Here is a 21,874-nt window from a genome sequence, read left to right as displayed (position 1 = left end):
GGAGGACCGCCGATGACTGCCACAGCACCTGGACGGCTTGCAGCGGCCAATGGCGAGCCGACGATGAAGGCCATCGTGACGCTGGGAAACGGCGGCTATGACCGTCTGCTTCACTGTGACGTCCTCCGCCCCGTGCCAGGGCCGGACGAGGTACTGATCCGGGTGCTTGCCGCTGGCGTCAACAATACCGAGATCAACACAAGGCTAGGCTGGTATTCATCCTCCGTCAGGACGGGCACGGAGGATGCGGCCGCGGCCGAGCAAGCCGCACCCACGCAGAAGGCGGATGGCGGCTGGAATGCGGCCACGCCCTTTCCCTTCATCCAGGGCACGGATTGCTGCGGCGTGGTCATCGAGGCCGGAAGGGCAGCGGACCGCCAGCTTCTTGGCCGCCGCGTGCTGGTGCGCGCCTGCATGCGGCCGGATGGGTTCTCCTCCCACGAGACCATCTGGATGGGCTCGGACTTCGACGGGGCTTTCGCGGAATTCGTCAAGGTTCCGGCCTCGGAAGCCTTTGCGGTGAACTGCGACTGGAGCGACGCCGAACTCGCCACCATTCCCTGCGCCTATGGAACGGCGGAGAACATGCTTCACCGCGCCGCTCTTCGCGCCGGGGAACGGGTGCTGGTCACGGGCGCATCGGGCGGCGTCGGCTCGGCGGCGATCCAGCTCGCCAGGCACCGGGGCGCCCGCGTCGTGGCCGTGACGAGCCACGACAAGGCCGAGGCCGTGAGGCAGCTCGGGTGCGAAACGGTTCTCGACCGCAGCGCCGATCTGCCCGCCGTGCTCGGCGAGGGCAGCATCGACCTCGTTGTCGACAATGTGGCCGGCCCGCACTTCGGTGTGATGCCGAAGCTCCTGCGGCGTGGCGGCCGCTACGTGTCCTCGGGGGCCATTGGCGGACCCATCGTCAGCTTCGACATCCGCGACGTCTACCTGAAGGACCTGACGCTCATCGGCTGCACCGCATGGGATGAGCCGGTGTTCCCGAACCTGGTCTCCTGCATCGAAGCAGGCGCCATCAGGCCGCTGCTGGCCGGTACCTTCCCCCTCGCGCGGATTGCCGATGCGCAGCGCGAATTCCTGCGCAAGCAGCATGTCGGCAACTTCGTGCTCATCCCGTGATGAAGGCCGCGGGGCATTTCAGCTCTTAGGTCCCTTCATCCGGCTTCAGAAGCCATTCTCCGGCCTGCCAGGGCCAAGGTGAGAAGCATCATTCCCGCCGCGACGATGAAGGTGAGCCGCAGGCCGGCCTCGATGGCCGGTGCCGCGGCCCGGGCAAAGTCATCCGAACCAACGCCCATGGCAAACACGGCACCCATGGCAGAGGCCCCGGCGACAAGCCCGATGTTGCGTGACAGGCTCAGCAGGCCGGAGACCGTGCCGCGCCGGTCGGGCGCGACGTCTGCCAAGGCCGCCGTGTTGTTGGCGGCCTGGAACAGCTGATAGCCCGGCGTGAGCGCGGTGACGGCGAACAGGAACCCCGCAAGGCCCATGAAGCCGGGGAGCACTGCCATGAACATTGCGCCCGAAGCCAGGAGGAGGAGGCCGAGGAGAATGACGCGGTCACTGCCCAGGCGGTCCACCAGGTGGCCGGAGGGAACGCCGCTCACCATCGAGATCACCGGGCCGACAGCCATGACGATGCCCACCACAGCGGGCTTCAGGCCCAAGGCCAGGGTGAGATAGAAGGGCCCGACGACCAGGGATGCCATCATGATGGCGGCCACCATGACATTGGCGAAGAGCGCGGGCAGCAGTACCCCGTCCAGCACCGGCCATAGGCGGACAGGGCGGCGCGCGCCACGGGCGACATCACCCGGCAGCGCCACCGCCACCAGCACGAGGGTGAGCACCGCCAGCGGCACCTGCACCCAGAACACGCCACGCCAGCCGGTGAGCGGGATCAGCACGCCCCCCAGTGTGGGGCCGAGTGCCGTACCGATGGCTGACACGGTGCCGAGCAGGCCCATGGCACGGCCCATGCCGGCGGGGCTCGCGGTCTGGCGCATCAAGGCCATGGCGAGGGTCATCAGAAAGGCAGCCCCGATGCCCTGCAAGGCGCGCGCCGCAACCAGCAGCACGAGGCTGGGGGCCAGCGCGCAGAGCAGCGAGGACAGGGAGAACAGCGCAAGGCCGGTGACCAGCATGGGCTTCAGCCCCCGGCTGTCGCCCAGCCGGCCGGCGAAGACCACCGCAGCCGTGAGGGCCGCGAGATAGGCAACGACAACCGCCTGCACCGCGTGGAAAGGTGCTTCGAAGGCCTGCGCCAGCGACGGCAGCGCGATGTTGGCGATGCTGGTTCCCAGCGCGGCCAGCAGCATGGCGAGTGAGAGGGCCAGCGTGGTGACCGGTGTCGCGGGTGTCTGATCTCGATCCTTCGGCGTCGTCATGGCGCGCTCCTCTTGCATGGAATGGAAACTGCGCGCAGGGTGCCACTTCAAGTTCACTTGAGGTCAAGCATGAAATTGCTGGATATCGGGGAGGTGGCGAAGAGGAGCGGCCTGCAACCTTCCGCCCTGCGCCACTACGAAGACGCGGGGCTGATCAGCGCCGTGACACGGCATGGCCTGCGCCGGCAGTTCGACCCGCAGGTGCTGATGCAGCTGAAGCTGATCGCCATGGGAAAATCGGCGGGATTCACGCTCGACGAGATTGCCGGGATGTTCGGGGGCGACGGGCTGCAACTGCCGCGCTCTGCCATGCACCAGCGGGCCGACGACATCGACCGGCAGATCCGGGAGCTAACGACACTCAGCATCCTGCTGCGCCACGTGGCGCAGTGCCGGGCGCCTTCGCACCTGGAGTGCCCGACCTTCAGGCGGCTGATGGAGCTTGCCGGAAGGCGCGCCAGGCGCCGGGCCAGGGTGAAGAGGCGCGGCCGCAGTCCTCCCGCTTCATGAGCCGTGATGGGGCCGATGCAGGGCGCGCCTGAGGAACGGGCTGCCGGCATTCAGCAGATAGGCATACATGCTGTAGCCGGGCGCCAAGAAGGCCAGCGCGCAGGATAGCAGCGCCGTGACGATCAGCACCGTGAGGTCGAGCCTGGCATCCAGCGGCTTCGGCTCCTGCTCCTCCTTTGCGAGGAGGTCTGCCGCGCGCATCGAGGACAGCGCGGTCAGGATGGTGTTGGCGGCATAGAGGCAGACGGCCGGCCAGAACTCGCCATAAAGGCCCACCAGCTTGGTCGAGAAGGGAATGAGCGTGACGAAGAACAGGTGGATGATCACCGCCCAGGCATAGCCGTAGCTGCACCAGGTCTCTGAGCCATGATCCTTCGCATTGCGGATCCAGCGCGCGCCGAGGACCACGAAGGAGATGACATAGACGAGGAGCGTGTCCTGCAACTGCGCAAGCAGGCCAAGGAGCTGGCCCGCATTCGTCACCTGCGCATCGGAGGGAAGGTCGAGGCTGATGACGAGAAGCGTCATGGCGAAGGCGAAGACGCCGTCGGTCAAGGCATCCAGCCTCTGCTTCGGCACGCCCTTCAACCTGTGTCCGGTCTCCACTTCGCTGGCCTCCTTGCCTCGCTCCCGCGGAGGCTAGCAGACAGCGGGGCCACGGCGCCAGCGGGTGCAGGCGCCATGGATCATCGCGGTCAGGGCTTGTAGAGCAGCGACCAGGACTTGGTCATCACCACGCCCGTCTTGAGGCCACCGTCGCCAGCGTCACACCAGCCCTGGTTCCAGACGCCGCACTCATACTCCTGTTGCGTGACACCATTGTTCAGGAGGCGGTAGGCGTAGGTATAGCCGGAGCCGGAGTTGACAAGTTCAATCCTGACGCTGTTCGCACCTGTCACCATCCATGAGTTCAAGTTGTAGGTGCAGCCTGTCACGCCGGTTGCAAAGGCACAGGTCGCGCGGAGCGTGCCATTGACATAGACGTTCAGGTTATCGTCGACATTGTAGACCTTGAGGCTCCAGTTGCTGCTCGTGTAGTCCGCCGGTCCGTTGCTGCAGAGAATGTTGCCATCGGCATAGAATCCTACGATGTTGCCGCCAGATGCACAGCGGCTGGCCTGGGATTGCGACAGGCCCGCCGGGCCGGCGGGGCCGGTGGCGCCTGCAGCGCCGGGTGAGCCCTGTGCACCCGTGGCGCCAGCAGCGCCCATGGCGCCGGCAGCGCCCGTCGCACCTGCAGGCCCCGCTGGGCCCGCCGGGCCCTGTTCGCCCGCCGGTCCCTGAGGACCTGTTGCACCCGCCGGGCCTTGCAAGCCACCCGTCGCGGATGTGCACTCGAGGATGTAGCCGCTGTTGCCGCCGCCGCCGATCGAGGAGATCGCATCGCCGTAGATGGCGGTGACATAGGGCCGGTAGTAATTGTTGATGGCGCCGCCGTGATGATCGGCGCGGGCTTCCCGGCGATAGATGGCATTGGGATCCCAGCCGGGGAAGTTGTTGCCGACGGCACTGCCATTGCGCCAGAAGACGGTGCCCTTCTCCGGGCCGAATGCCCATGACCACTCGTCGGTGGTGCCCTGCGTCTTCTCGCTTCCGATGTAGATGTTCGGAAGACTGGACACGAGCGCGCCGGACGGTGCCGTCAGGCCCTCGATGAGATCGAGTTCGGCCTGGGTCGTGATGGTGGCGAGATAGCACTGCGCGGTGGCGGTGCTCCTGGCCAGCGCGCGATTGCTGGCTTCGACCCAGCTGATGCCGGGATCATAGACATACTCATAGCTGTGCGTCACAGACACCGACGAACAGGCCAGTTCGCCGCCGGTTCCAAAGCCAGTGACGAAGGCACCGTCGCTGCAGGCCTGGCCTTCAAGACCGATGATGCCGGCTGCGCCCGTACTGCCGGCGGGACCCGTGTCCCCCGCCGGTCCCGTCATGCCCTGCGGCCCTTCCGGACCCGTGTCTCCCTGCGTGCCAGGCAGGCCCTGTGTACCCGCCGGACCGGCCGGGCCTGTGTCCCCAGCCGCTCCGGTTGCTCCGGTTGCTCCGGTGGCACCTTGGGGGCCCGTCGCCCCCTCGGGGCCCGCAGCACCAGTGACGCCCGTGGCGCCCGCCGCCCCCATGGATCCCGTTGCGCCCGCTGCACCTGTCGCGCCGGTGTCTCCCTTGGCGCCGACAGGTCCTTCTGGCCCGGTTGCACCCACTGCGCCCGTATCGCCCTTGGGACCGGCCGGACCTGCCGCACCTGCGGCACCTGCGGAGCCCGTGTCGCCTCTGGCACCGGTCGGGCCGGCCGCACCGATTGCTCCGGTTGCACCTGCTGGGCCGGTGGCGCCCGTATTGCCCTTCGCACCAGTTGCCCCTGCGGGCCCGGTCGAGCCGCCAGCCCCAGTGGGACCTACCGGGCCTGCAGCGCCCGCGGCACCGGTTGCTCCTGTCTCACCTCTGGCACCCGTCTGCCCAACTGTGCCGGCCGCACCCGTTGCCCCGGCAGGACCGGTGGCACCCGTATTTCCCTTGGCACCCGTTGCTCCTTCCGGTCCAGCAACGCCAGGGGCGCCCGTGGAGCCCATTGCGCCGGCTGCACCCGTGGCACCTGCTAGACCGGTTGCTCCGGCGTCTCCCTTGGCGCCGGTCGGCCCCGCTGGACCCGTTGCACCCGTATTGCCCTTGGGGCCTGTTGCTCCAGCGACACCGCTGGCCCCCGTCGGCCCGACCGGACCGGCAACCCCGTTCAGGCCCGTCGCGCCTGCCGGTCCGGTGTTGCCCTTGGCACCCGTCGCACCGGCGGCGCCCGTGCTGCCCGGCGCGCCCGTCGCACCCGCGGGACCCGTCGAACCCTTCGCGCCCTGGGGACCGATCATCGAGGTTCCCAGCAGCGGCCATCCGGAAGCTGTCTTGGGGCCATAGACAACCTTGCTGGTGGTATCGATCCAGAAATCGCCCACGGCACCTTGGGTCGAGAGCGGAGCTCCGGCACCGGACTTGATGGTGTTTCCGTTGGTTCCGACAAGGACCCAGTAGGCCGTCTGCACGGTCGGGTTCTGATTGATGTTGTTGGCGAGCAGTGAATAGTAGTTTTGCCCGCTATAGCTGACCACCGAGCCAACCTGATATGCCGTCGTGCCGTTCCAGGCGCCCTTGAAGTCCATGCCGTTTCGGCCGATGAGCCGCCAGGCCGGGGAATCGGGTGACGGCGGCACGTTCAGGCTGGGCGCGACCGCGTAGTAGACTTCGTTGCTTCGAATGACGACGGAGCCCTTGGCATAACTCGTCGTGCTGAGCCAAGTGTCCAGATAGTTCATCGTGGTGGCATTGGCACCGGCAACAGTAAACAGGAGAGCCGATCCGGCGAGGAGAGACCTGCAAGGCATGCGCATTTTTCAGTATCCGGCACTTACGAAGTATCGAAAGTTCATTGCACAATTTTTGAGTCAATAACCTTCGTAAATATCCTTAGTCTCACACTCTCCCATGAGGCATCGAAACGGCAACTTGCGGGTGGCCTCACGACCCGGAAGCAGGCGGCGCGAAGGGAACCGGCTCCGATCGACCTCGCCGACCCGTGCCGGGCCAGAAGCGATCCGGGCTGCAACTGCGCTCCAGGGTTTCGAAAAGCATTTGGACGCGTCCGCGGCATCTGCCATTCTGCGGTCACGTCGGATCAGCGACAGGATAGATGTGATGCGAATGTCATGCCGTGGAACCGTGAGCCGTGCGGCGGGGCCTGGCGTGTGATGCGGGTTGCCGATGGCCCATGGTATGAACTTCGCCCTGCGGGTCCTGGCCTCAGCCACATCGTGGAACGGCACGTGGCGCCCTGGATGAGGTGCAACATGTGGCTCATCCATGGCCGCGACACCAACCTGCTGATCGACACCGGCATGGGCCTGCGACCCATCAAGCCCGAGATCGCCGCGCTGGGCGAAAAGCCTGTCACCGCCGTCTGCACCCATTGCCACTTCGACCACATCGGCTGCGCGCATGAGTTCGACCACCGGCTTGGCCACGCCGCGGAAGCGATGGACTATGCCACACCGGACCTCGTGCGCAGCTGCGCCAGCAGCTGGATCGGCGCCGAACTGCTGACGGCACTTCCGCATGAAGGTTACGAGCTCAAGAATTTCCGCCTCACGCCCGCGCCCCTCACGGGACATCTGGACGAGGGAGACGTGCTGGACACCGGCGACCGGGTGTTCAGCGTGCTGCACCTGCCCGGCCATTCACCGGGCTCCATCGCACTTTACGAGAAGGCGACGCGGACCCTGTTCAGCGGCGATGTGATCTATGACGGCATGCTGATCGACAATGCCTGGCATTCCGATGCCCCAGCCTACGAGGACTCGCTGCGCCGCCTGAAGGAGCTGGCAGTGGAACAGGTTCATGCCGGCCACGAAAACTCCTTCGGGCGCGAGCGCCTGCACGAGCTGATCGACTGCTATCTCGCCGGCGGCCAGCGGCTTGGCGACCCCGCGGCCTGGGTGGCAGAACAGGCGCCCTGAGCAGGCGGCACGTTTCCTCGCGGGGTCACGCCGGCAACTGCGAATCGACGAAGCTTTCGATCGCAGCGATCGCCCTCGCAGCGTCCACGGTGTCGCCTGGCTTGGTGTGGCGCAGCCAGTAGCCATCGATCAGCACGGCGATGTAGGAGGCGATGCGCCGGGCCTCGTCACGGCTGACCAGCTGTACCAGCGCATGCAAGAGATTGCTGGCGAGGCGCGCATCGACGGCCCTCTGCATCCGGTCAAGGTCGTCGCGCCGGCCGAGTGCTGCATAATAGCTGACCCAGGCCCGGGCAATCTCGCGGGTGAAGAGATCGGGCGGGAAGTTGCCGGCGATGACGGCGCTCACCCGCTGCCGCGCCGAGCGCGCCGCACGCAGCCGCCTCGCTGTGTCCTGCATGATCAGGAAATTGGCCTTGCGCACGACGGCCGAGACCAGCTCATCCTTCGACTTGAAATAATAGTTGACGATACCGTGCGACATGCCCGCACGCTCGCCGATGCGCACCACCGTCATGCCGGTGAAGCCATGTTCCAGGAACGTCTGGTAGGCCGCCTCGATCAGGTCCTGACGGCGGATCTTTTCGATGCTGGTGCGTGTGGCGGCCACGTCAGTCACCCATGGTCAGGGTCACCTTGCCGATGGCGTCGCCGGACTCGAGGAAGGTCTGCGCCTTGCCGGCATCCGCCAGCGGGAAGCTTTCCGACAGGCGCAGCCTGAGCCGGCCTTCCGCCACCAGGGCCAGGGCCTGCGCCACGATCTCCGCCTGGTGCTGCAGGCCCGCGGCGAGCCCCTTCCACATCGGGGTGAGCATCATGACGTTGTGGAGCGTGAGGTTGAGATTATAGGCATTGAGATCGGCGTCGTCAGGTGCCACGCCCATCAGCGTGACGACGCGGCCATAGGGCGCCATGGCACGATAGGTCTTCTGCATCACCTCGGCGCCGGCATTGTCGAAGGCAACGTGGAGTCCGCCGGACCAGTGCAACGCCGCTTCGGCGAAGTCGACCTCGCGGTAATTGATGGGCAATTCGGCGCCGAGGCCAGAGACGATGTCGGCCTTCCGGGCCGAACTGACGGTGGCGGCGACGCGCGCACCACGCAAGGCGGCGAGCTGCACCGCGACATGCCCGGTGCCGCCCGCCCCGCCATGGACGAGAACGAATTCGCCGGGCTCGACCGCCGCACGCTCGTAGAGGGATTCCCAGCAGGTGATGGCGACGAGCGGAAGGGCCGCGGCCGTGACATCGTCCACCGCGTCCGGCACCCGGGCGAGCTGCCACTCGGGCACCACCGCGGCTTCGGCATAGGTGCCGTAGGTGCCGCCGATGCCGCCGTTGCAGAAGCAGACACGGTCACCCGGCTTCACCAGCGTGACCTCCGGCCCGACCGCCGTGACCACGCCCATGCCATCATGCCCCGGCACGAAGGGGAGCGGACCCGCGACGTAGCCGCCGAGTTCGCGGAAGAAGATATCGGCCGGATTGAGCGCGGCAGCGCGCAGTTCCACCAGCACGTCCCGCGGGCCCTGCGGCCAGGCGAGCTCGACCTCGGTGAGCTTGAGCACTTCGGCTCCGCCCTTTTGCGTAGCAACGACAGCCTTGATTTTCATCGGGCAACCTTTCGGAGCTGGCGCACATACCACAGCATGATGATGGTGAGGCAGGCGAAGACGGTGAGGGCGAGGATCACCGAGGCGACGGCGAGGCGCGGCGTGCCCGCCGAGCGCAGGCTCAGCCACATGAGCACCGGCAGGGTCTGCGTGTCGCGGTCGGTGAGGAACAGCGCCATGACGAATTCATTGAGCGAGATGACGAAGGCGAAGAGCAGCGACGACACGATGCCGGTCGACACCATCGGCAGCACCACTTCGAAGAAGGTGCGAAGGGGTCCGCCGCCGAGATCATGCGAGGCCTCGACAACGCGGTAGTCGAGTGTCTTGAACGTGGCCTCCATGAGCATGAAGACCAGCGGCATGGCCCACAGCGAATGCGAGATCATCACCAGCTCCCGCGAGCCGTAAAGTGCATAGCCGCCGAAGGAGATGCCGCCGAAGGCAATGGCCACACCCAGCCCCAGCACCACGCCCGGCATGAACAGCGGCATCATGATCAGGATGTACCAGCCGTCGCGGAAGGGAATGTGGAAACGCTGGAAGGCCCAGGCGCAGAGCACCCCCGCAGTGGTGGAAATGGCGGCGGTGCCGAAGGCGATGAGGATGCTGTTCTTCAGCGCATCCATCCACTGCGGGCTGCCGAGGAAATCGGCATACCAGCGCGTCGACCATGCGGTGATCGGAAAACGGATCATCGCCGCGCCGTTGAACGACATGACAACGGTGACGAGGATCGGCACCAGGATGTAGCCGATGATGAAGATGGTGAAGGCCAGCGCCAGCGCCTTCAGCAGCAGGGGTTCAGCACTGCGGGGGGCGCGCTCAGACATGGAAGGAGTTCCGCTCCGACTGCATGCTGCGCGTGAGGATCATCACCGCGGCCACTCCGGCCACCAGCACGACGGCGAGTGCCGAGGCCATTGGCCAGTTGTGCTTGCCCAGCATCTGCTCCTGGATGAGGAAGCCCATGGTCCAGAGCGTGTCGGGCCCCAGCGCCGAGGGCGTGGCATAGGTGCCCATGGTCCAGATGAAGGACTGCGAAAAGGCCACGAGAATGCCGGTCCAGGTCAGCGGCAGCATCACCTCGCGGAAGGTCCTGACGGGCGGTGCACCGAGATCGGCGCTGGCCTCCAGCAGGCGCTTGTCGATGCCGTCGAAGATCGACAGCAGGATGAAGAAGCAATATGGCAAGGTAACGTAGACGAGGCCGACGAAGGCCGCGAACTCGGTGTACATCAGGCTGACCTTGTCATGGATCAGCCCGGCGGACAGCAGGGCATAGCTGAGCAGGCCGTTCTTGGGAAAGAACATCCACCAGCCGAAGATGATGGCGATCTCGGAAATGAGCAGCGGCGCCAGCGCCAGCCCGATGAACAGCAGCCGCCAGCGCGCCGGCTTCAGCCAGACGAGAAGCGCGAAGCAATAGCCGATGGCAACGGTGGCGAGCGAGGCAACCAGCGCCAGCTTGACCGTGGTGAGGATGGCCCCGGTGAAGAGCGGGTTGGAGAACAGGTTGATGTAATGCTCGAAGGTGAAGCCCGGCACATAGAGCCGCTGGTCGAAGTGCAGGTTGAAACTCATCCGCACCATGTAGAGCGTGGGCAGGCCGAAGAAGAGCAGGACGATGATGAGTGCCGGCAGCATGAGCAGCCATGGCGCCAGCGCCTTGCGCCGCTCCTGCGCGGCGCGCTGGGCGGCGAAGGCCGCGTCATCGCTGCGCGCGGCGGCCGTCACCGGAACAGCCTCATGTCCTCGTTGCGCCAGCCGATGGCGATGACATCGCCCACGCCGTGGCCGATCGAGCCCGCATGGTCGGCGGCGAGTTCGAGGGCTCCGGCCTTGAGGTGATAGCGGTAGACGTCGCCGAGGAATTCGATGAAGTGAATGCGCGCCTCGAGGCGGTTGGGAAGCGACGCGGCCTCGCCTGCCAGCCGGAGCCGCGAGGGCCGCACATAGAGACGGCATTCGCCATCCGCCGGGCGTTCACCCAGCGCGAGCGGCACCGGGTTGCCTGCCCTGTCGCGAAGATCAGGCCCGTCGATGCGCAGCGGCAGGCAGCAGCTCTCGCCGATGAAGGTATAGACGAACTCGCTCGACGGCGCATGGAACACGGTCTCCGGCGTATCGATCTGTTCGATTGCACCGGCGTTCATGACAGCCACCCGGCTGGACATGGCCATGGCCTCGCCCTGGTCGTGGGTGACGTAGATGGCGCTGAACTTCAGCTCGTCATGCAGGCGCTTGATCTCGGCGCGCAGCTGCAGGCGGAGCGACAGGTCGAGCGCGGAGAGCGGCTCGTCGAAGAGCAGGATGGCGGGCCGCACCGCCAGCGAACGGGCCAGCGCCACGCGCTGCTTCTGCCCGCCCGACAGCTGTGCGGGGTAGCGCGCCTCGAAGCCCTTGAGCCGCACGACGTCGAGGGCTTCGGCAATGCGCCGGCCGATCTCGTCCTTCGGCACCTTGCGCATGCGCAGGCCATAGGCGACGTTCTCGGCCACCGTCTTGTGCGGAAACAGCGCGCCTGACTGGAAGATCGTCGCCGTGTCGCGGCGGTAGGCGGGCAGATGATCGATGCGCTGGCCGTCGAGCAGGATGGCGCCACCATCGAGTTCCTCGAAGCCGCCGACTAGCCGCAAGGTGGAGGTCTTGCCGGAGCCGGAGGGTCCCAGCAGCGTGACGAACTCCCCCTTGCCGACGGTGAGCGACACATTGTTGACGGCGACCACGGCACCGAAGCGCCGCACCACGTTCTGAAGCTCGAGCGCCGCCGGTGCCGTCACCCGCGAGCCCCTTGCCGATACACCTTCATGAGCCACCCATGCTGGAGAGAGGATGGCCGGGCCCGCACCAGCACGGGCCCGGCAGCGGCGATCAGCCGGCCGTTCTGGCGATCGTCTGCTTCATGCGATCGTCATAGGCCTGGTAGTTCGCATTGATCTTGTCCCAGCCATCCATGGTGATGATCTGGAACATCTTGTGATAGTCCTCGTTGGACGTCGGGTAACCATTCCAGTGGGCCGGAACGGTGACATCCTTGCGGGCCATGAAGATCAGCGACTGGGACAGGAAGCGGTCCTGGGTTTCCTTGTCCAGCATGTAGTTCATGAACAGGTCGGCGAGATCATTGTGCTTGGTGCCGCGCACCTTGAAGTACCAGTCGGCCCAGGCCGAGGCACCTTCCTTCGGCACGGCAACGGAATACTCGTCCGGGCTCTGGGTCATGAAGGTGTAGGCGTCGGAGGAATAGCTCATCGCGGCGTCGGCCTCGCCCTGGTTCAGCAGGTTCGCCTGCTCGGCGCCGTCCTTGAACCATTTGGCGACCTTGAGCTTGTCGAGTTGCGCGAACAGCGGCTCGGCGGTCTTCATGTCATACATCTCGTCGAGGCCGGGCGAGGTCTGGTCCATCACCGCCGGCACCGACAGCGTCCACCACCATGCCGCACTGTCGGCCGTCGTCTTGCCGGCCAGCCGGTCGTCCCACAGCAGGCCCCAGCTGTCGGGTGCAATGCCGAGGTTCTTGCGGATGAGCAGCATGCAGGTTCCACCGCCGAAGGGAATGCCATAATCCTTCGCCTTGTCGGGCCGGGTCTCGTAGAACCACGGGTAGACGGCATCGAGGTTCGGGATCTTCGACCGGTCGGTCTTCATGTAGAGGTTCTCGGCCAGGCCCGAGGACGAAATATATTCCTCGGCCACCGTCACGTCGAAGGGTGGATTATCCGCGGGGGCGGCCTTGATCTGGCTGACGATCTGGTCCCAGCCGCCCACCGTCTCGGCCTTGGTGTTGTATTTGGCGTTGAAGGGATTGATGACGGTTTCGCGGAAGACCTGCTCATAATTGCCGGACCACGACACGGCGATGAGGCTCTCGCCTTCGAAGGCGGCCTTGGCCGTGCTGACGCAGGCCCTGCCGATGATCGCAGGCATGGCAACGGCAAGTGCCGCTCCCTTGAGGAACCTGCGCCGCCCCTTGCTCAGTATGCTGACATTCCTGTTCATCGTTTGCTCCCTGGAGTCGTTTCTGTTCTTATGCGCCTGGCTGGTGTGGACATAATCAAACCGCTTTTCCCACCCGGTCAAGAAGATATCCGGGCCACGTGCCCGCAGTCACATTGCAAGGGGCGGCAGGGGCCAGCATAAGCACGCCATGACCATCGCAGTCCGGACATCGCAGGCGCATCTCCTGCCTGCCGTAGCGGTAGCCTTGTGCGGCGCCATGTGGGGCGTGTTCTGGGTTCCGCTCCACTGGTTCGGCTCCGCCGGGGTTGGCGGCGCCTGGGTATCGCTGCTGTTCAATGCCATGGCGGTGGCCTCCGCCCTGCCGTTCCTGCTGCGTCGCAGTGCCTGGGAAGGCTTCGCCGACCAGGCGGTGAACGGCCTGCTGCTGGGCACGGCATTCTCGCTCTACACCGTCAGCCTTGTGCTGACCGACGTCGTCCATGCGATCCTGCTGTTCTACCTCACGCCGGTATGGAGCACGCTGGCGGGGCGGCTGTTCCTGGGAGAGCGGCTGAGCGCCAGCCGGCTGCTGGCGATGGCGCTGGGCTTCGCCGGGCTCGCCGCGGTGCTTGGTGTGAAGGAGGGCATTCCGCTGCCGCGCAACTGGGGTGACGGGCTGGCGCTGATCAGCGGCATGTTGTGGGCCGCCGGCACGCTGCGCAGTTTCCACCGCCCCACCCGCAGGGTGGCGTTGCCGGTCTTCACTTTCTCCTTCGGCGGGCTTCTGTCCTCCGCCGTCATTCTCGCTGCCGCCGCAGTGCTGGGTCTGCCGCTGGCGGCGCCCGGGCAGCTGTGGGCGATGCTGCCGTGGATCATGCTGCTCGGCCTCATCATCTTCGTGCCGCCCAATTTCCTGGTGCTGTGGGCGGCACAGCGGATCGATTCGGCACGGGTCGGCATCCTGCTGATGACGGAGGTGCTGTTCGGCACGCTGTCGGCAGCATTTCTGTCAGGTCAGCCCTTCACCCTTGCCGAGGGCATCGGCACGGCATTGATCGTGAGTGCAGGCCTCATCGAGGTGCTTCGCCGCTGAGCACCGGGTGCTCATGGCGCGGATCCGGCACCAGGCCCTCGATCCGGACTCCCTTCGCTTCGAGAATGGGCCGCAGTTCATCGAACACCGGCTTGTAGCGGTAATAGGGAATGGCCGGCATCATGTGATGGATGAGGTGATAGTTCTGGCCCTGCAGGAGAAAGTTGGCCAGCGGAAACAGTGACACGCGGGTGTTGCGGTAGCGGCCCGTCTCGTGATGGTCGTGATGCGGCGTCCAGGTGAAGAAGGTGAGCATCACCGTCTGGCCGATCCACCACGGAACGAACCACAGGAACAGTACCTCGCGCCAGTAGCCAAGCGCCAGGAGCCCCAGCACGATCAGCGCATGGGCCGTGAAGCTGGCGGCAGTGAAGGCATATTCGCGGCGGGTGCAGCCGAAGCGCCGACAATCACGATATTGCTGCACGGGGTTGAAGTAGTTGATGAGCGCTAGAGGCAGGCGCAGGAACAGCCATCCCCCGAAGCTGCCACGGGCATAGATGTCCGGATCCTCGTCCTCGTTGGTGTGGGCATGGTGTGCCATGTGCTGACGTCTGTGCTGGTGGTAGTTCAGCCACAGGGGTGCGCAGGCGATGACGCCCGCCAGCGTATCGACCCAGCGCAGGTTCTTGCGGCGCGAACTGATGTTGGCGTGAACCGCCTCGTGCACCACCGTGTAGAGGGCGTAGAGAAACACGGTGTTGCCAACGGCACCCAGCCACAGCGGGATGACACCCGTGACGGCGAGGCCGGTCGACACGAAGAACAGCGCGAAGAGCTCGAGTTCGAGCAGAAGCGTGCGGCCGCCGAAATCCGGCGTGTGCCGCCGGCCTACCTCTGCTTCCTGCCGGACAGTCGATGCTGCGTGATCCATGAGACCCCACTGAAGACTTATCCAAAAAACTGGATGCTCATCAAGTTATGAATCGTGAACCGCCCTGTCAAGAACGCCGCCGGGTTGCATCGAGGTATTGCAGGAAGAGTTCACGTTCGGAGGTGATGTCGAGCTTGGTGTAGATGCTGCGCCGGTGATTTTTGACGGTGCCCCGGGCGAGCCCGAGTTTTGCAGCGATCCCGGCTGTCGGATGGCCAGCGAGGATGAGCCCGACGATGTCCCTCTCGCGGGCGCTGAGGCTTGGCCACACACGATCCTGGGCGGCGGCGCCGGGCGATTGTGCAGGATGCTGGCCGGTCACCGGAGGTTGCGCGGTGCGACGGAAGTTCGGCTGGCGCGAGCGGGTGTCGAGCCCGTGCAAGGCGGCGAGCACCGGGTACTGTGCCTCCAGGCGTGACATTTCCGCCGGACTGAACCGCCCCTTGCGCCGGTCGAGGAAGATGCCGAGGCACCAGCCCGGCCCGTCGGCGAGCAGCACGCCGAGCTCGTCGGTGATCACCGACTGCACCAGGAATTCCGACACATACTGGACCGGCGCCGCGGCCTGCAGGCGAACGACGCCAGGCCGCTGTTCCTCCCGCCACTGGCGGTAGAAGGGATCATGGGGATAGTAGCGATCCAGATAGGCCGCGATCATCGCATCTGAGTAGTTGCGGTGGGTCACGAATTCCGGCCGCTCGCTCAGCGAGTAGCGCACCACCGTCACGAGGTCGTGCGGCACGAGCCCGCCGATGACATCGACCAGCCTGTCGACGTGCGCATCGGAGCCTACGGCGTCGATCGCGGCCGCCAGAGCCTGCGCTTGCGCCGCTTCAGCAAGAGAGGACAAGGATGATCTCCTGTACCCACGGGCACATGGCAGCGGGACGCCACCTCATCTAGCGTTTTCCGTCATCAAGCAAGCACCGCGGGAACCCCATGTTCGCACTGCCGCATACTGGCCGCCCCGGCCTGCCACGGCAAGGTGGCAGCCCCGCGAAACTGATGGAGCCATTGCCATGACCTCACTCCGCGGCCGATGCGCGCTCGTCACCGGCGGCCTTACCGGCCAGGGCTATGCCATTGCCCGCGCCCTGGTGGCAGAGGGCGCGCATGTGGCCGTCGGGTCCTATGTGGGCAGCGGCGCGCGGCTGGGCGATGCCGCGGCCTATCCCGAGGAGGCAGAAGTGGCGCGGGTGAGACGGTCGCTGGAGACGGAGGCGGCACGCGTCCATGCCGGGCACCTCGACGTGCGCGACGACGACAGCATTGCCGGCTTCATCGCGGCCGCCGAGGCCCGTTGCGGCACCATCGACATTCTGGTCAATGCCGCCGGCACCACTGCCGAACAGCCGGTCGCCGGCCATTCCGACGCCTTGTGGCACAAGATCATCGACACCAACCTGACCGGCTCATTCCGCATGATCCGCGCAGTGCTGCCGGGGATGATGGCGCGCGGCTGGGGCCGCATCATCAACATCGGGTCCACCGCCGCCAGCGTCGGCTGGAAGGACAATCCCGCCTATTGCGCCTCGAAGGCCGGGTTGCTCGGACTCACCCGTTGCGTGGCGCTGGAGGGAGCGTCGCGCGGCGTCAGCTGTGTGATGATATCGCCCACCTGGGTCGAGACCGAGCTGATGCGGCGCAACGTGGCGCAGCTGGTGGCCCGCGAGGGCAAGGGCCGCACGCCGGAGGACGCCATGGCGGACATCGCGGCTGCGAACCCCCAGCAGCGCATCATCCAGCCCTCCGAGGTCGCAGCGCTCGCAGCCTACCTCTGCCGCGACGACGCACGTGGCATTACCGCGGAAAACATCCAGATCACGGGCGGCGCACTGTGGTGAGCGAGGTCACGACTTGCCAGCCCCATGCCGAAGTGATCCTATCCGGCTTTCGACCCTCAACTTGTGAAGGATCAGACCGATGACGACCAAGCTCACCAGCAAGTCCCGCAGGCGCTTTCTCGGCCAGGCAGCGATCGGCCTCGCCATGCCGGCGCTCGTCGGGCGCGCCATGGTGTCCAGCGCGCAAGCGGCGTTCGAAGGCGAGGGACTGATCGTTGTCTCATGGTCGGGCAATCACGAGCTGAGCTTCCGCCAGGCGGTGGTCGAGCCGTTCAACGCGCAGTACGGCACCAAGGTCGAAACGGTGGGCGGCTGGGACCAGATGGTGTCGCAGATCGTGGCAGCACCCGCCGACAATCCGCCCTTCGACATCACCATCGCCGACGAGTACACGACGTCGGCCGGTCTTGCCGAGAACCTGTTCCTCGAAACCGACCGCAGCAAGATCAAGGGATTTGAGGCCATATACCCGTGGTTCGATGCGACGCGCGGCGAGGCGAAGAAATATGGCGTGCCCTTCGGCGGCGGCTCGCTGTGGATGCTCACGGCAAAGAGTGCCGGGCTGGGACCCGACAGCTGGTCCCATTTCTGGGACCCTAAGGTGCGCGGCAAGACCACCATGGATGCAGCCGCCTTCTACTGGGACCTGTGCATTCCGGCGATCCTCTCCAAGACCAAGCCCGGCATCGAGGAAGTGTTTGGCACGCCTGCGGAGATGGAGCCGCTCTTCGTCGAACTCGAGAAGCTGCGCATGCCGAAATGGTACAAGGATGGCGCCGAACTCGCCAATCTCATGCTGCAGCAGGAGGCCGAGGTGGCAATGATGTATTCCGCCGACGCCTATGGCTTCATCAAGGACCATGGCGAGGAATTTTCGGCCGCCATTCCTGTCGAGGGCACGGCCTCATATACCAACTGGTTCATGAAGGTGCGCGGCACGAAGCACGCAGACCTGGCCGACCTGTTCCAGTCCTACCTGCTCGAGAAGGATACCCAGCAGCGCTTCCTCGATGTCTCCACCGACTTCATGTCGCGCTCCGACCTCGTGGCGCCGGCGCATTGGGTGAACTATCCGAAATCCAATGCCGACATGGAGCGCATGTTCAACCTGTTCAGCCTTCAGGGCTGGGCGATCTTCGGCGCCAACTGGGAGGCTCTCGACGCCCGCATGAAGAAGGTGATCGCGGTCACGACGCAGGGCTGACGGTTCAGCCCCGCGCCTGCGCGAATCCGGTGATGACATTCGCCGTGTTGACGCCCAGTTCGGCGATGGCATAGCCGCCTTCCATGACGAAGAGGGTGGGCAGGCCGAGCGCGGCAATGTCGGCCCCGATGGTCGGGAAGTCGTCACTTTCAAGTGCGAAGCCGCCCACCGGATCGCGGATGTAGCTGTCGACACCCAGCGACACGACCAGCACATCCGGCGCATGGGCGCGCACACGCGCCAGGGCAGTGGCGAGCGCCGGACGATAGGCGTCGATCCTGGTGCCGAGGGGCAGTGGCTGGTTGAAATTGAAACCTTCGCCGCGCCCCTTTCCGGTCTCCCGCGCATAGCCGAGCAGGAAGGGGTATTCGCGCTCCGGCGTGGCATGCAGCGAGGCATAGAGCACGTCATCCCGGTCGTAGAAGATGCTCTGCGTGCCGTTGCCATGGTGATAGTCGACATCGAGAATGGCGATGCGCGACGCGCCGCCATCGAGCAGCTTCTGTGCCGCCACCGCGGCATTGTTGACGTAGCAGTAGCCGCCGGCGAGATCGGCCGATGCATGGTGGCCTGGCGGCCGGCACAGGGCGAAGGCGGCGTCCGCCCCATCCGCGACGTGCTGCGCCGCCGACAGCGTGACGTCGACGGCCGACCTGATCGCAGCCCAGGTTCCGGCAACGAAGGGGACGCAGACATCGAAGGTGTAGCAGGACAGCATGGAATGGACGCTGCCGTTCGGCACCTGGTCCATGCCGCGCATGCCGAACATGTAGGCGGTGGCGAAACCCCGCGGTCCGAACTCCGCCTCCCACAGCGGCCAGCAGCGTTGCAGGAAATCGACGAAGCCCGGCGTGTGGACCCGCAGGACAGGTGCCAGATCGAAGCGGGATGCCTGCATGACGTCGCGGTGGCCCTGCTCGCGCAATGCGGCAAGGATGGTATCGATGCGGTCCGGGCTCTCGCACATGGGGATCAGCTCGTCATAGCGCATCTCCTTTGCGCCGGCATGGCCGCGGTGTTCGTCGGAATGAAAGATGCGCATGGGCCAGATCCCCCGGTAGCAGGCTAGACGAAAACGTCGACCTTCTGGAAGGTGGTCACGTCGATCAGCCCTTCGTCGGAAATGCGCAGCTCCGGAATGACGACCAGCGCCAGAAGCGAGTGCTGCATGTTGGCGTTGTTGAGGTTGCAGCCGCAAGCTTTCATGGCAGCGACCAGCCTGCCGGCCTTCTCCGCCACGATTTCGGCCCGCTCATCCGACATCAGCCCGGCGATCGGCATCTCGACACGGGCCAGTTCCTTGCCTTCCGAGACCAGCACAAGTCCTCCGCCGATATCCTTGAGGATGTTCGCGGCCTGCGCCATGTCCTCCTTGTTGGTGCCCACCACGATCATGTGATGGCTGTCATGGGCCACCGTGGAAGCCAGCGCGCAGTCCCTGGTGTAGCCGAAGCCCGAGACGAAGGCGTTCACCACCTTGCCCGTCGCCTTGTGGCGCTCGACCAGGGCGATCTGGCAGACGTCGTTTGCGCGGTCCATCTCGACCAGGCCCGACTGGACCTTCAGCGTCTTCTGCAGGGCCTTGGTGGGCGCCTGGTTCTCGATCACACCGATGACGCGGACGTCCACCTGGTTGCGCCCGGCAGGTGCTGCAAGGTCAAAGTCCTTCGCGGCGAGGTAGCGTTTCATGTTCATCGTGCGGCGGGCGGCTTCCGGATAGGTGAAGGCCGGAATATCGGCGATGAGCTTGCCGTTCTCCGCCTGGACGACCCCGCGCGCGATCACGATCTCGATCGGAAGCGTGGTGATGTCGGAGGTGAGGATCAGGTCCGCGCGCCGGCCGGGCGTGATCGATCCCAGCTCGCGCTCCAGCCCGAAATGCTGCGCAGTGTTCAGTGTCGCCATCTGGATCGCCGTGATGGGCTTCAGGCCCTGCGCGATGGCATGGCGGACGACGCGGTTCATGTGCCCGTCATTCACCAGCGTGCCGGAATGCGAATCATCCGTGCACAGAACGAAGCTGCGCGGGTCGAGCCCTTGTTCGGTGATGGCCTTCACCTGGGCCGCCACGTCGAACCAGGCGGAGCCGAGCCTGAGCATGGCGCGCATGCCCTGGCGGACGCGCGCAATCGCATCCTCGGCGCGCGTGCCCTCATGGTCGTCGGCAGGACCACCGGCCACATAGGCGTGGAAGGGAAGCCCGAGATCAGGCGAAGCGTAATGCCCGCCCACCGTCTTGCCCGCATTCTGGGTGGCGGCGATCTCCGCCAGCATCTTGTCGTCGCCGGCGATCACGCCGGGGAAGTTCATCATCTCGCCGAGCCCGATGATGTTGGGCCACTGCATGGCCTCGCGCACCTCGTCGGGTCCCAGCGTCGCTCCCGGGTTCTCGAGGCCCGGTGCACTGGGCACGCAGGAGGGCATCTGCACGAAGACGTTGACCGGCATGGCCATCGCCTCGTCATGCATCAGCCGCACGCCCGGAAGCCCCAGCACATTGGCGATCTCGTGCGGGTCGATGAACATCGAGGTGGTGCCGTGCGGCACCACGGCGCGCACGAACTCGGTGACCGTCACCATGCCGCTTTCGACATGCATGTGCGCATCGCACAGGCCCGGCACGAGATAGCGGCCATCGGCCTCGATCACCCGGGTGTCCTTGCCGATGCAGTGGCTGGCATCGGGCCCGACATAGGCGAAGCGGCCGCCGGCGATGGCGACGTCGGTCGCAGGGATGATCTCGCCCGAGTGCACGTTCACCCAGCGGCCCTTGCGGATCACCATGTCGGCCTTCTCCCGCCCCATGGCGACGGCGATCAGGCGGTGGGCGGTCTCGGGCCATGACTTCAGCATGTGGGTCTCCATCAGGACTGGAATTTCGGGAAGCTGACGACTTCGACGCAATAGCTCGGCACATAATGCTGCGAGCGGTGCTCGTAATATTCGGTGCAGAAGGTCTGGAAAGCCTCGAACTTGCGCGAGACGAAGCGGCGGCGCGGATAGAGCAGGTTCACCGGCACGGCGGGCGAGCGCCACTGTGATAGCACCGGCACAAGGTTGCCGCGCTCGCATTCGGTTTCGGTGAAGAAGCCGGGAAGATAGGCGATCCCCTCGCCCGCCACGGCGAAATACTTGATCATCCAGTAGTCATTCGCCGTGCAGCTGGAGGCGGGGAAGATGTCGGTCTGCTCTTCGCCACTCACGAGATGCCAGTTCTGCAGGCCGGTGGGCAGCCGGAAGGCGATGCCGCGGTGATCGTTCAGCTCGGCTGGGGTCCGTGGCGTGCCATGGCGCTCGAGATAGACGGGGCTGGCATAGAGGCCGAAGGAGGCGTCGGTGAGCTTCCTTGCCACGTAATCGACCAGCGAGGGCTGGCCCCAATAGAAGATGCCGTCGAAGGCCTTCAGCCGCTCCGGTGCGAAGAGGAAGCCCTCGGAGAGAAAGATCACGTCGATGCGCACCTGCGGGTAACGCTCGCGGAAGGCGAAGAGCAGCTCGGAGGTGAAGGAGGTACCGAACTCGCCCGTGGACCCGATGGTCAGCGTGCCACCCACGTCCTGGCGCATCGCGGTGACGGCCGCCTCGGCATTGTCGCAGCTTTCCTGGATGCGGTGGGCATGGGTGAGGAATTCCGCCCCTGCATCCGTCAGCACCATGTCGCGCCCCTCGCGTACGAAAAGGGCCACCGCGAGCTGGTCCTCCAGTTGGCGGATCTTGTGGCTCAGGGTCGACTTGGGCAGGCGCCAGAGCTTGGACGCCTCCGACAGCGAACGCGCCTCCGCCACCTTCACGAAACAGTCGATCGCCGCCAGATCCATTACTTGTTCCAATTCTTGGACAATCTGTCCAAGAAACAGGCAGGATTACCCGATTGATTGAACGACAATATTCTTACAGGATGA

20 protein-coding genes are annotated in these 21,874 nt (G+C 65.6%); 6 read left to right on the top strand and 14 right to left on the bottom strand.

Annotation, left to right across the window (positions count from 1 at the left end; translation table 11 throughout):
- Positions 1-12: 12 nt before the first annotated feature.
- Positions 13-1,125 (top strand): alcohol dehydrogenase family protein, encoded by a 1,113-nt coding sequence (locus DK847_RS09700; protein ID WP_204508290.1) that lies wholly within the window; start codon positions 13-15, stop codon positions 1,123-1,125.
- A gap of 35 nt (positions 1,126-1,160) precedes the next feature.
- Here DK847_RS09700 and DK847_RS09695 read toward each other — a convergent pair whose 3' ends face one another.
- Positions 1,161-2,393: an MFS transporter gene (locus DK847_RS09695; protein ID WP_111198185.1), complete on the bottom strand. Its 1,233-nt coding sequence runs from the start codon at positions 2,391-2,393 to the stop codon at positions 1,161-1,163.
- 69 nt (positions 2,394-2,462) lie between these two features.
- Here DK847_RS09695 and DK847_RS09690 point away from each other — a divergent pair, with 69 nt between their 5' ends.
- The gene (locus tag DK847_RS09690; protein WP_111198105.1) at positions 2,463-2,903 is read left to right on the top strand and encodes a helix-turn-helix domain-containing protein; all 441 of its coding nucleotides are present in this window, start codon (positions 2,463-2,465) and stop codon (positions 2,901-2,903) included.
- Here DK847_RS09690 and DK847_RS09685 read toward each other — a convergent pair.
- Together DK847_RS09685 and DK847_RS21005 are read right to left on the bottom strand one after the other, a co-directional pair.
- Positions 2,898-3,509, bottom strand: a complete 612-nt coding sequence (locus DK847_RS09685; protein WP_146256092.1) for a TMEM175 family protein — start codon at positions 3,507-3,509, stop codon at positions 2,898-2,900. The genes DK847_RS09690 and DK847_RS09685 overlap by 6 nt on opposite strands.
- An 89-nt stretch (positions 3,510-3,598) precedes the next feature.
- On the bottom strand, positions 3,599-6,280 hold the full coding sequence (locus DK847_RS21005) for a hypothetical protein (RefSeq protein WP_111198102.1): 2,682 nt from the start codon (positions 6,278-6,280) through the stop codon (positions 3,599-3,601).
- 315 nt (positions 6,281-6,595) lie between these two features.
- Between DK847_RS21005 and DK847_RS09675 the strand changes: the two genes are divergently transcribed.
- Positions 6,596-7,402, top strand: coding sequence for an MBL fold metallo-hydrolase (locus DK847_RS09675; protein WP_342634754.1), 807 nt, complete (start codon positions 6,596-6,598; stop codon positions 7,400-7,402).
- A gap of 25 nt (positions 7,403-7,427) precedes the next feature.
- On the opposite strand, the gene betI is transcribed toward DK847_RS09675, so the two are convergent.
- The 6 genes from betI to DK847_RS09645 all read right to left on the bottom strand — a co-directional run bounded on the left by betI (position 7,428) and on the right by DK847_RS09645 (position 13,017).
- Positions 7,428-8,012 carry a transcriptional regulator BetI gene (gene betI / locus DK847_RS09670; RefSeq protein WP_161957215.1) on the bottom strand — a complete coding sequence of 195 codons (585 nt, stop codon included), beginning with the start codon at positions 8,010-8,012 and terminating at the stop codon, positions 7,428-7,430.
- Position 8,013: 1 nt separating this feature from the next.
- Entirely contained in the window at positions 8,014-9,015 is a 1,002-nt protein-coding gene (locus DK847_RS09665; protein ID WP_111198098.1) for a zinc-binding dehydrogenase, read from the bottom strand.
- Positions 9,012-9,848 (bottom strand): ABC transporter permease, encoded by an 837-nt coding sequence (locus DK847_RS09660; RefSeq protein WP_111198096.1) that lies wholly within the window; start codon positions 9,846-9,848, stop codon positions 9,012-9,014. The genes DK847_RS09665 and DK847_RS09660 overlap by 4 nt, the downstream gene beginning before the upstream one ends.
- On the bottom strand, positions 9,841-10,752 hold the full coding sequence (locus DK847_RS09655; protein WP_111198095.1) for an ABC transporter permease: 912 nt from the start codon (positions 10,750-10,752) through the stop codon (positions 9,841-9,843). The genes DK847_RS09660 and DK847_RS09655 overlap by 8 nt, the downstream gene beginning before the upstream one ends.
- The gene (locus DK847_RS09650; protein WP_146256091.1) at positions 10,749-11,798 is read right to left on the bottom strand and encodes an ABC transporter ATP-binding protein; all 1,050 of its coding nucleotides are present in this window, start codon (positions 11,796-11,798) and stop codon (positions 10,749-10,751) included. The genes DK847_RS09655 and DK847_RS09650 overlap by 4 nt, the downstream gene beginning before the upstream one ends.
- A gap of 91 nt (positions 11,799-11,889) precedes the next feature.
- A complete protein-coding gene (locus DK847_RS09645; RefSeq protein WP_111198091.1) occupies positions 11,890-13,017 on the bottom strand; it encodes an ABC transporter substrate-binding protein in 1,128 nt (375 codons plus the stop codon).
- Positions 13,018-13,165: 148 nt separating this feature from the next.
- Here DK847_RS09645 and DK847_RS09640 point away from each other — a divergent pair, with 148 nt between their 5' ends.
- Positions 13,166-14,050 carry a DMT family transporter gene (locus tag DK847_RS09640; RefSeq protein WP_111198089.1) on the top strand — a complete coding sequence of 295 codons (885 nt, stop codon included), beginning with the start codon at positions 13,166-13,168 and terminating at the stop codon, positions 14,048-14,050.
- Here the strand turns inward: DK847_RS09640 and DK847_RS09635 are convergent.
- On the bottom strand, positions 14,028-14,924 hold the full coding sequence (locus DK847_RS09635) for a fatty acid desaturase (RefSeq protein ID WP_111198087.1): 897 nt from the start codon (positions 14,922-14,924) through the stop codon (positions 14,028-14,030). The genes DK847_RS09640 and DK847_RS09635 overlap by 23 nt on opposite strands.
- A gap of 67 nt (positions 14,925-14,991) precedes the next feature.
- A complete protein-coding gene (locus tag DK847_RS09630; protein ID WP_111198085.1) occupies positions 14,992-15,774 on the bottom strand; it encodes a helix-turn-helix transcriptional regulator in 783 nt (260 codons plus the stop codon).
- A gap of 169 nt (positions 15,775-15,943) precedes the next feature.
- Between DK847_RS09630 and DK847_RS09625 the strand changes: the two genes are divergently transcribed.
- Both DK847_RS09625 and DK847_RS09620 read left to right on the top strand, forming a co-directional pair.
- Entirely contained in the window at positions 15,944-16,768 is an 825-nt protein-coding gene (locus tag DK847_RS09625; protein ID WP_111198084.1) for an SDR family NAD(P)-dependent oxidoreductase, read from the top strand.
- Between the two features lie 79 nt (positions 16,769-16,847).
- Positions 16,848-17,972, top strand: a complete 1,125-nt coding sequence (locus DK847_RS09620) for an ABC transporter substrate-binding protein (protein ID WP_111198082.1) — start codon at positions 16,848-16,850, stop codon at positions 17,970-17,972.
- Between the two features lie 4 nt (positions 17,973-17,976).
- Here DK847_RS09620 and DK847_RS09615 read toward each other — a convergent pair whose 3' ends face one another.
- The 3 genes from DK847_RS09615 to DK847_RS09605 are packed head-to-tail and all read right to left on the bottom strand — an operon-like array spanning position 17,977 to position 21,790.
- Entirely contained in the window at positions 17,977-19,014 is a 1,038-nt protein-coding gene (locus DK847_RS09615; RefSeq protein ID WP_111198080.1) for a histone deacetylase family protein, read from the bottom strand.
- Positions 19,015-19,037: 23 nt separating this feature from the next.
- The gene (ade, locus tag DK847_RS09610; RefSeq protein ID WP_111198182.1) at positions 19,038-20,825 is read right to left on the bottom strand and encodes an adenine deaminase; all 1,788 of its coding nucleotides are present in this window, start codon (positions 20,823-20,825) and stop codon (positions 19,038-19,040) included.
- Positions 20,826-20,836: 11 nt separating this feature from the next.
- Positions 20,837-21,790, bottom strand: coding sequence for a LysR family transcriptional regulator (locus tag DK847_RS09605; protein ID WP_111198078.1), 954 nt, complete (start codon positions 21,788-21,790; stop codon positions 20,837-20,839).
- Positions 21,791-21,874: the final 84 nt, after the last annotated feature.

The organism is Aestuariivirga litoralis, assembly GCF_003234965.1.
Classification (GTDB): domain Bacteria; phylum Pseudomonadota; class Alphaproteobacteria; order Rhizobiales; family Aestuariivirgaceae; genus Aestuariivirga; species Aestuariivirga litoralis.
The sequence above is the reverse complement of the archived record's forward strand: the minus strand, read 5'-3'. Positions and strand labels throughout refer to the sequence as shown.